This is a genomic window from Chamaesiphon sp. VAR_69_metabat_338 (assembly GCF_031423935.1).
In the GTDB taxonomy this organism is placed as follows: Bacteria; Cyanobacteriota; Cyanobacteriia; order Cyanobacteriales; family Chamaesiphonaceae; genus Chamaesiphon.
In genome coordinates, this window is sequence record NZ_JANPGM010000048.1 from 1 (window position 1) to 8,073 (window position 8,073).

13 protein-coding genes are annotated in these 8,073 nt (G+C 48.0%); 3 read left to right on the forward strand and 10 right to left on the reverse strand.

The features are described from left to right. Positions 1–26 precede the first annotated feature (26 nt). From rpsQ to rplC, 10 genes are all read right to left on the reverse strand, one after another. Positions 27–272, reverse strand: coding sequence for a 30S ribosomal protein S17 (gene rpsQ, locus RMO84_RS01470; protein ID WP_310486673.1), 246 nt, complete (start codon positions 270–272; stop codon positions 27–29). Positions 273–311: 39 nt separating this feature from the next. Then, positions 312–518: a 50S ribosomal protein L29 gene (gene rpmC, locus RMO84_RS01475; protein WP_310486674.1), complete on the reverse strand. Its 207-nt coding sequence runs from the start codon at positions 516–518 to the stop codon at positions 312–314. A gap of 5 nt (positions 519–523) precedes the next feature. Further along, complete coding sequence (gene rplP / locus RMO84_RS01480) at positions 524–952, reverse strand: 50S ribosomal protein L16 (RefSeq protein ID WP_310486675.1); 429 nt, start codon at positions 950–952, stop codon at positions 524–526. A gap of 10 nt (positions 953–962) precedes the next feature. Beyond that, the gene (gene rpsC, locus RMO84_RS01485) at positions 963–1,703 is read right to left on the reverse strand and encodes a 30S ribosomal protein S3 (RefSeq protein WP_310486676.1); all 741 of its coding nucleotides are present in this window, start codon (positions 1,701–1,703) and stop codon (positions 963–965) included. 20 nt (positions 1,704–1,723) lie between these two features. Further along, complete coding sequence (gene rplV / locus RMO84_RS01490) at positions 1,724–2,077, reverse strand: 50S ribosomal protein L22 (RefSeq protein ID WP_295613123.1); 354 nt, start codon at positions 2,075–2,077, stop codon at positions 1,724–1,726. 47 nt (positions 2,078–2,124) lie between these two features. Beyond that, complete coding sequence (gene rpsS, locus RMO84_RS01495; protein ID WP_295613120.1) at positions 2,125–2,403, reverse strand: 30S ribosomal protein S19; 279 nt, start codon at positions 2,401–2,403, stop codon at positions 2,125–2,127. 190 nt (positions 2,404–2,593) lie between these two features. Continuing rightward, complete coding sequence (rplB, locus tag RMO84_RS01500) at positions 2,594–3,460, reverse strand: 50S ribosomal protein L2 (protein ID WP_310486678.1); 867 nt, start codon at positions 3,458–3,460, stop codon at positions 2,594–2,596. A 116-nt stretch (positions 3,461–3,576) separates the two neighbouring features. Further along, positions 3,577–3,882: a 50S ribosomal protein L23 gene (locus RMO84_RS01505; RefSeq protein WP_310486680.1), complete on the reverse strand. Its 306-nt coding sequence runs from the start codon at positions 3,880–3,882 to the stop codon at positions 3,577–3,579. Continuing rightward, complete coding sequence (rplD, locus tag RMO84_RS01510) at positions 3,872–4,507, reverse strand: 50S ribosomal protein L4 (protein ID WP_310486682.1); 636 nt, start codon at positions 4,505–4,507, stop codon at positions 3,872–3,874. Before rplD ends, RMO84_RS01505 begins: the two co-directional genes overlap by 11 nt. 35 nt (positions 4,508–4,542) lie before the next feature. Continuing rightward, positions 4,543–5,181, reverse strand: a complete 639-nt coding sequence (gene rplC, locus RMO84_RS01515) for a 50S ribosomal protein L3 (protein WP_310486685.1) — start codon at positions 5,179–5,181, stop codon at positions 4,543–4,545. Positions 5,182–5,712: 531 nt separating this feature from the next. Here rplC and RMO84_RS01520 point away from each other — a divergent pair. From RMO84_RS01520 to RMO84_RS01530, 3 genes are all read left to right on the forward strand, one after another. Continuing rightward, positions 5,713–6,060 (forward strand): hypothetical protein, encoded by a 348-nt coding sequence (locus tag RMO84_RS01520; protein ID WP_396135738.1) that lies wholly within the window; start codon positions 5,713–5,715, stop codon positions 6,058–6,060. A gap of 190 nt (positions 6,061–6,250) precedes the next feature. Next, on the forward strand, positions 6,251–7,303 hold the full coding sequence (locus RMO84_RS01525) for a hypothetical protein (RefSeq protein WP_310486683.1): 1,053 nt from the start codon (positions 6,251–6,253) through the stop codon (positions 7,301–7,303). Positions 7,304–7,552: 249 nt separating this feature from the next. Then, a partial coding sequence (locus RMO84_RS01530) for a tetratricopeptide repeat protein (RefSeq protein ID WP_310486684.1) occupies positions 7,553–8,073 on the forward strand: 521 nt, incomplete at its 3' end.

Below are 8,073 nucleotides of genomic sequence, written 5' to 3' on the forward strand. Positions count from 1 at the left end.
CCTATTCCCTATCCCCCACTAACTAATTAAGCTTTGGTACTGAGAATTTCTGCAAGTGTCCAACGTTTGGTGCGGCTCAGGGGGCGGGTTTCGGTAATCCGCACTCTGTCACCTTCTTTGCACTGGTTTTCTTCGTCGTGAACTTTGTATTTTTTGGTTCTGACGACGACTTTCCCGTATTTGGTGTGGGCGGAGCGGTTTTCGATCGCGACCACTGCGGTTTTTTGCATTTTGGTGCTGACAACGAGGCCAACTCTTTCTTTGACTGCCATGTTGGGTTAATTAGCTGCGGCTGTTGTATGTTGACTAGTCTAAACCTTGGCGGTTTTACGTTGGTGTTCCACGGTCAATAACTGCGCGAGTTTGTGGCGGTTATGTTTGAATTCGTGGGTTTTTTCTAAGCGACGCGTAGCTTGACGGAGGCGCAGGTCGAACAGATTCCGTTTGACAGCGATAATCTCAGCAGCTAGTTCCTCATCAGTGAGTGCGATCGCATCGGCGATTTTAGGCAGAGCCATAATTACTACTCCGTCTCGTCTTCTAAATGGGCTTTAACAATGAATTTGACTTTGATCGGGAGCTTGTGCATCGCCAGTCGCATTGATTCGCGGGCAATGTCTTCAGGAACGCCACCAATCTCGAATAAAATCCGACCTGGTTTGACAACTGCTACCCAAAATTCGGGCGAACCTTTACCAGAACCCATCCGGGTTTCTGCTGGGCGCATCGTCACGGGTTTGTCGGGGAAAATCCGAATCCAGATTTTACCACCCCGTTTGAGATAGCGGTTCATGGCTCGCCGACAGGCTTCGATTTGTCTGGCGGTGATCCACGATGGTTCGATCGCCTGCAAGCCAAATTGACCGAAAGCGATTTCGTTGCCTCTGGTTGCTAAACCAGTCATGCGTCCGCGTTGTTGTTTGCGGAATTTCGTTCTTCTCGGACTTAACATGTTTTAATTCCTATCCTTCATCAGAGCGGTCTTCAAACTGCTGACGGCGACGCTGTTGCTGTTGCCGACGCTTGGGTTGAGCGGCACTAGGTGCCTCGATATTTTCCTGACCGGGAATAATTTCGCCTTTAAAGACCCAAACTTTGACACCGATGATGCCGTAGGTGGTATCGGCGGTTTTAGACGCATAGTCGATATCGGCACGCAGGGTGTGCAGGGGCACGCTACCTTCGCGAGCTTGCTCGGTACGGGCGATTTCCGCGCCGTTGAGCCGTCCGCCAACCTGGATTTTGATCCCTTTAACTTCGGCACGTTGCGCCCGTTGAATTGCCTGCCGGACGACCCGACGGAAGGAAACGCGACGCGAGAGTTGTTGGGCGATAAATTCCGCAATTAATGCCGCATCGGCATCAACTTTGGCAATCTCAACGACGTTAATCCGAATCTGCCGATCGGTACCCAATTTTTTGAGTAAAGCTTGGCGAATGACTTCAATGCCACTACCTTGACGACCGACGACCACGCCCGGTCGGGCAGTGTGAATCGACAATTCGATTTGGTCGGCTTTGCGCTCGATGAGTACCTTGGAAATGCCCGCCGTTTCTAAGGTTTTATCCTTTTCGATATGTTGGCGGATGATGTAGTCTTCTTTGAGAACTTCGGAATATTTACGGGTATCTGCATACCACCGCGAACGGTGTTCCTGCGTGATGCCTAATCTAAAGCCAACTGGATGAATCTTCTGTCCCATGTTATTTCTTTATATGCTCCCTAGTTCGTTTCCGCCACTGCCACGGTGATGTGACATGTCGGTTTGCGGATTTTGTAAGCGCGACCTTGCGCTCTGGGTCGGAAGCGTTTGAGCGCGGGGCCCCCATCGGCAAAGGCAGTAGAAACTACTAACTTGGCTGGATTCATCCCATTGTTGTGCTCGGCATTAGCAACAGCCGATCGCAAGACTTTGATAATCTCTTCACAAGCCTTATAGGGCATGAATTCGAGAATGATCAAGGCTTCACGGTAGGAACGTCCCCGAATTTGGTCTAGTACGCGGCGCACTTTAAAGGGAGACATGCGAATGTATTTCGCAACTGCTTTGATTTCTGTTTTATTATCGATCGCCATAATTTTTCCTCTTGAATCCAGAGTTTAAAATTCAAAGTTACCTTGAATTATCTACCGGACTTTTTGTCTCCCTTCGAGTGAGAACGATAGTTCCGCGTCGGTGAAAATTCACCTAATTTATGTCCGACCATTTGATCGGAAACAAAAACGGGAACGTGCTGACGACCGTTGTGTACCGCGATCGTATGACCGACCATTTGGGGCAAGATCGTGGACGCCCGCGACCAAGTTTTGATGACATCTTTACGACCAGATGCATTCATTTTTTCTACCTTTGTCATCAGATGATCTGCGACGAAAGGACCTTTTTTGAGAGAACGACCCATAGTGAGTAGGGGATAGGGGATAGGGAATAGGGGATAGGGTTAAGACCTTTCCCCAAGGATAGTGGGCACTATGTGCCCGACAAGTTATTAGCCAGGGGTGGGAGTAGAGGATAAAAAATAGTTTAACAATGGAGTACTTTTTTAGTAGATTCCGATCTTTAACTATCCCCTATCCCCTATTCCCTATCCCCTAATTCTGACGACCGCCTTTACCGCGTTTCGAGGATTTACGGCGACGGCGGATGATGAGTTCGCTGCTGGCTTTGTTCTTCTTACGGGTTTTGTAGCCCAGAGTTGGTTTACCCCAAGGCGTAACTGGGCCGCTCCGACCGATCGGGGCGCGACCTTCACCACCACCATGTGGGTGATCGCAGGGGTTCATGACGCTACCTCTGACTTTCGGACGGCGGCCTTTCCACCGGTTGCGTCCGGCTTTACCCGCGCTGGTGTTGCGGGCGTCGGTGTTGCCGACTTGACCGATGGTGGCGTAGCATTCTTTGCGCACCATCCGGACTTCACCAGAGGGCATTTTCAAGGTTACATAGTCGCCTTCTTTAGCGACTAGCTGGGCGGCTGCACCAGCAGAACGAGCGATCTGCGCGCCTTTGCCTGCGGTCAGTTCCACGCTATGAACTGTAGTACCCAGAGGAATATTAATCAGCGGTAAAGCGTTACCAATTTCAAAAGGCGAATCTGGCCCTGTGATAATTTCGGTACCGACTTCTAGGCCGACTGGATGCAAGATATAGCGTTTTTCACCATCTTTGTAGAACAGGAGGGCGATCCGAGCATTCCGGTTGGGATCGTACTCGACCGTGGCGACCCGTGCGGGGATATTGATTTTGTCTTGACGGCGGAAGTCGATCTGCCGATAGAGACGTTTGTGACCGCCACCGCGACGACGACTGGTGATGACACCGCGATTGTTGCGCCCTTTTGCGCGGTGCTTGTTGTAAACGAGTGACTTTTCCGGCGAACTCGCGGTAATTTCAGCAAAGTCTGAGATTACGGTTTCGCGAGTACTGGGCGTATATGGCCGATAAGAACGGGTTCCCATGATTTAGTGGATAGGGGATAGGGGATAGGGAATAGGGGTAGGAATAGGGAGGACAAGAATTAGCAGAATACTGACTGATACTTACTCCCAACTTCCAACTCCTTACTCCCAACTACTTAAACTTCAGGGAAGAGGATAATCTCTTGACCTTCGACGATCGTGACGATTGCCCGTTTGTATTTGGGTTTGGCACCAAGGAATTTACCGACGCGGCGGGTTTTGCGGGGTAAGTTCTGAGTATCGACCCGCTTAACTTTGACATCGAATAAGGACTCGATCGCGGCTTTGATTTGGGGCTTGGTAGCCTGAGGAACTACATCAAATACGTATTTGTTTTGTTCCATCGCAGTCGTCGCTTTTTCGGTGACGATGACATTGCGAATTAAGTCTGGTAAATCGCGATCGGCAACTCTAATCGTCATTGTAAACCTCCTGGATTTTGGCGATCGCTTCAGCAGTAGCGATAATCTGGTCTGCATTCAGGAGATCGAAGACGTTGAGTCCCGATGCAGAAATCATTTTGACATGGGCAATGTTCCGAACTGAGAGCAAGGTATTGTCTTCAACTTCCGCCACGATAACTAGTACTTTACTTTCAGCTTCAACACCCCACCGAGTCATCGCTTGGACGAACTCTTTGGTTTTAGGTTGAGCGAGATCGCCAGTAAAGTCTCGAACGACGATAATATCTTCAATCCGACCCATCAATGCCGTCCGGAGAGCCAGTCTGCGCTCTTTCCGGTTCATTTTCATGTTGTAATCTTTGGGTTTTGGTCCAAAAATTACCCCACCACCCCGCCACAACGGCGATCGAATCGAACCCGCACGCGCGCGTCCGGTACCTTTTTGCTTCCACGGTTTCCGTCCACCACCGCGTACTTCGGCGCGAGTCTTGGCACTTGCCGTACCTTGACGGGCGTTATTTGTCTGCCGAATCAAAGCGCGGTGAACGATGTGAGAGGCATTTTCTTCTTTGGCGACAGCTAGTTCCAGTGTGGCGGAGCCAGCTTCTTGGCCTTGCCAGTCGCGAATGACGCAATTAGCCATAATTATTTGTTATCTTTTCGATCTACTATGTGTGACTACTTACCGACTTTGACTTCAGGCACGATCCGCAGAAGTGCGCCAGGTTTGCCAGGGACAGAACCTTCGATCAGGAGAATGTTGCGCTCGGCATCGACTTGAACTACTACCAATTTCTTGATCGTGATCCGCTTGCCGCCAAGTCGTCCGGCCATTTTCTTACCAGGATAGACGCGACCGGGAGTGGTACCCGCACCAGTCGAACCAGGTTCGCGGTGATTTTTAGAACCGTGAGACATCGGACCGCGAGCAAAGTTCCAACGTTTCTGCCAACCAGCAAAACCTTTACCGATACTGTTACCGGTGACGTCAATAATTTGACCGACAGTGAAGATATCTGGTTTGACTTCTTGTCCGAGCGTCCAACTGTCGGTGCTATCGACCCGAAATTCTTGGAGGTGACGCAGTGGTGGTGCCTCAGCTTTTTTGAGATGCCCTAGTTCTGGTCTGTTGAGAGCTTTTTCTTTGACTTCATCAAAGCCGATCTGGATGGAATTATAGCCATCAGTTGCCGTAGTTTTGATTTGAGTAATCGTGCATGGCCCTGCCTGAACGACGGTGACAGGAATTGCTCTCCCTGTCTCTTTGTCGAAAACTTGGGTCATGCCGAGTTTGGTGCCGAGAATACCGATAGACACGGTTTGGTAACGTTCCTTATATTTTGAGACATCAGGATTTTGATGGACTTCCACCGGCAGGCGCGTCCATCTGTGGCTTCGACTCAATCTCATTTGCCCAGCTAACTTTGGCAGCGAATTAGCGCGTATGTGCCAATTCGTTGCTGTCGATGCGATAAGTTTTCACTCGTAACGCACTTGGTTCGGGGGCAATGGATCGATCGGGAATCGTTATCGATCGCTCGAAAAGACTGATGCAGCAAGCTGCCTAGTATCTATTCGAGCCGATTCACCTCAGTCACAGCTAACTCAAGCTGGAAGTTTTACACCACAATCTACAAGTCTACACTAGGCGATCGCCATTGTCTAGCGATTCAGGCAATCGGTGTGCGACAGGTGACGATCGAGTCGATCGATTGCGCCTACACCTAATTATTGACGGGGTCATCGGCGAATTACAGAATTCACAGCTAAAGACTTAAAACGATCGACCGCATGAGATTGCACTGACTAGGATAAGATCCGATTAACTTTTTATCTTCACTCAAAATTATGGCATCACCGTTAATCTTCAACTTAGCTAGTGGTTCTGTCTCATGTGGCTTTACTGCCACGGCAGCGCGGGAATTACAAGCAAAACTTAATGAGATCGCACTTACGCTCAAAGCCAAGACAGCACAGACAGATCTCAGTCGGAAACCGACGCCACAACCACCGATCGAATATCAATATACAGGAGATGTATTCCTAGAGATTTTTTGTAATCCGAATATTTGGGCCAATGTCTTCGTTGCCAAAGTGTCAATTACGTTACGTGACGATCGAATTCGCCTGAGTAGTGAAACCGAACTGACGCGAATTATCGAAGATGTCGAAAGGTTTGTGGAACAATTCGGTTAAAGCTGCTCTCTATATTAAACACTTAATTATCCACGACCGAGCTATCTAGCTAGCGGCAATTATTGTCCAAATTCGCGCTGTCGGATGCTAATGTAAAATTCAATACAAACAGACAATTTTTAGCGTAAAAAGATTGAATCGCTCGTGATATAATACCCCCACAAATTAGCAGACATCTACAATTACTAGTATGATTATCAACTTACTCGTCAAAATGAGCTGGTGTGGACTGTTATGTGCTTGGTTGTATCCATACCAATCGTTAGCCCAAGCCCCAACTAAAACCGTCAAAAACAATCCAACTACCTATGAAGATGACCGGATCAAGATTGTCGTACGCGAATGTACTCATAGGTTGCAGGACTTGATCTGTAAAGCCACATTAACTAGTAAAAACAGCGATCGGACGATCGATATCAATGGTAATAATATCAAGCTAGTAGATTTTGAAGGTAACGAATACTACCCGACCAGCTTGCAATTGGCCAATCGTAGCAGCGAGAACAATACCATCAGAACCGAGCTAATTGAAAATGTACCAGTTAAGGCTACATTTGTATTTGCAAAAGTACCGACCAACCTCTCGCAAATTGCCTTGCTGCAAATCCCCTTGAGTGGTGGCGTCAATACTACCACTAAGTTTCGGAATTTTGGCGCGATGGCGATCGAGAATGTGGCATCGAAACCGACGAAACAGTCAACTGCGACTGGCGAGAATGTGGCATTGAAACCGACGAAACAGTCAACGCCGACTGGTGAAAATGTGGTTGCGAAACCAGCAAAACCGCCAACGGCAATCGGTGAAGTTGCGACTGTCTTGGGTGAGGTGAGTGGCGACAACAGCTTAGTGTGTCCCGATGGCACTAAAATTTTGTATCGAGCGACTTCTAAAAGCTATTTAATGTTTATCTGTGGTACCAAAATGCCTACCCATTATGTGGGACTATCCAAGGATGGTTCGCAAGGTATTACGCTGAGATTGCGTTATTACGATCGTACGCAATTTTCCGCAGATAATGGTGAAACTAATTATACGATCGCTGCCAATCGATTGATTATCCGCAAAGATAGCAAAATTATTTATCAAGAAAAGATTCAAGTTTTACAAGCATTGCCGAACACGATTGCCACAGAAGAGCCAAAGCCCAAGACTAAGCCTAAAAAAAATCCGACCCCCGAACGGGACAATTCTGTCCCCAAACGCAGTGCGATCGTGCAGCCTACGGCAAAAGCCAAACAGTAACGATTGTCCCGATCTCGCCCTTAAGTTTCGAGATGTATTGTTCTCGGAAACATTAGATCGAGTCAAACGATCGTTGTAAATTTACCGATCTACCAGTCAAATTTCATCATTTACACACTTTAAATTCAGTATATTCTTTGAATAATTGCCCTAAATTCAGGCTTGACTCAGTATTTGTACTTGGATTGACTAGACGAGCGAAATTCGATCGAATATAGTGAGATCGAGGTCAAAAATCTAAGTGTTTGTATGAACGAGGCTCGAAATTCTACTCACCAGTTACAATCGGTACCCCTCGATCGTAACGTTGGCAATCCCAGCCGACTAGCAATTTTATATGAGTCGATGCTCTCACCCAAGGGCAATGCCAACGACAAACATTTAGAAGCAGAAGCCTTATACACACACTCGCTGACTATTTCACAGCAACAATATGGGAGCGATCATCTCTTCACAGCCCAAAGTCTAAATAATTTGGCCGTCCTCTACGAATCGATGGGTAAGTATACCGACGCGGAGATCTTGTATACTCGGACTTTATCGATCAGAGAAGAAAAACTAGGCACTCATCATCCGTTTACGGTTCAAAGTCTCAACAACCTGGGACTATTATATGAATCGATGGGTCGCTACACCGATGCGGAACCCTTCTATACTCGCTCTTTGACCATCCGTGAAGATCGCTTGGGTAGCAATCATCTCCACACGGCGCAAAGTTTGTATAGCTTGGCGCAACTGTATGCTGGCATGGGACGCTATACCGAAGCCGA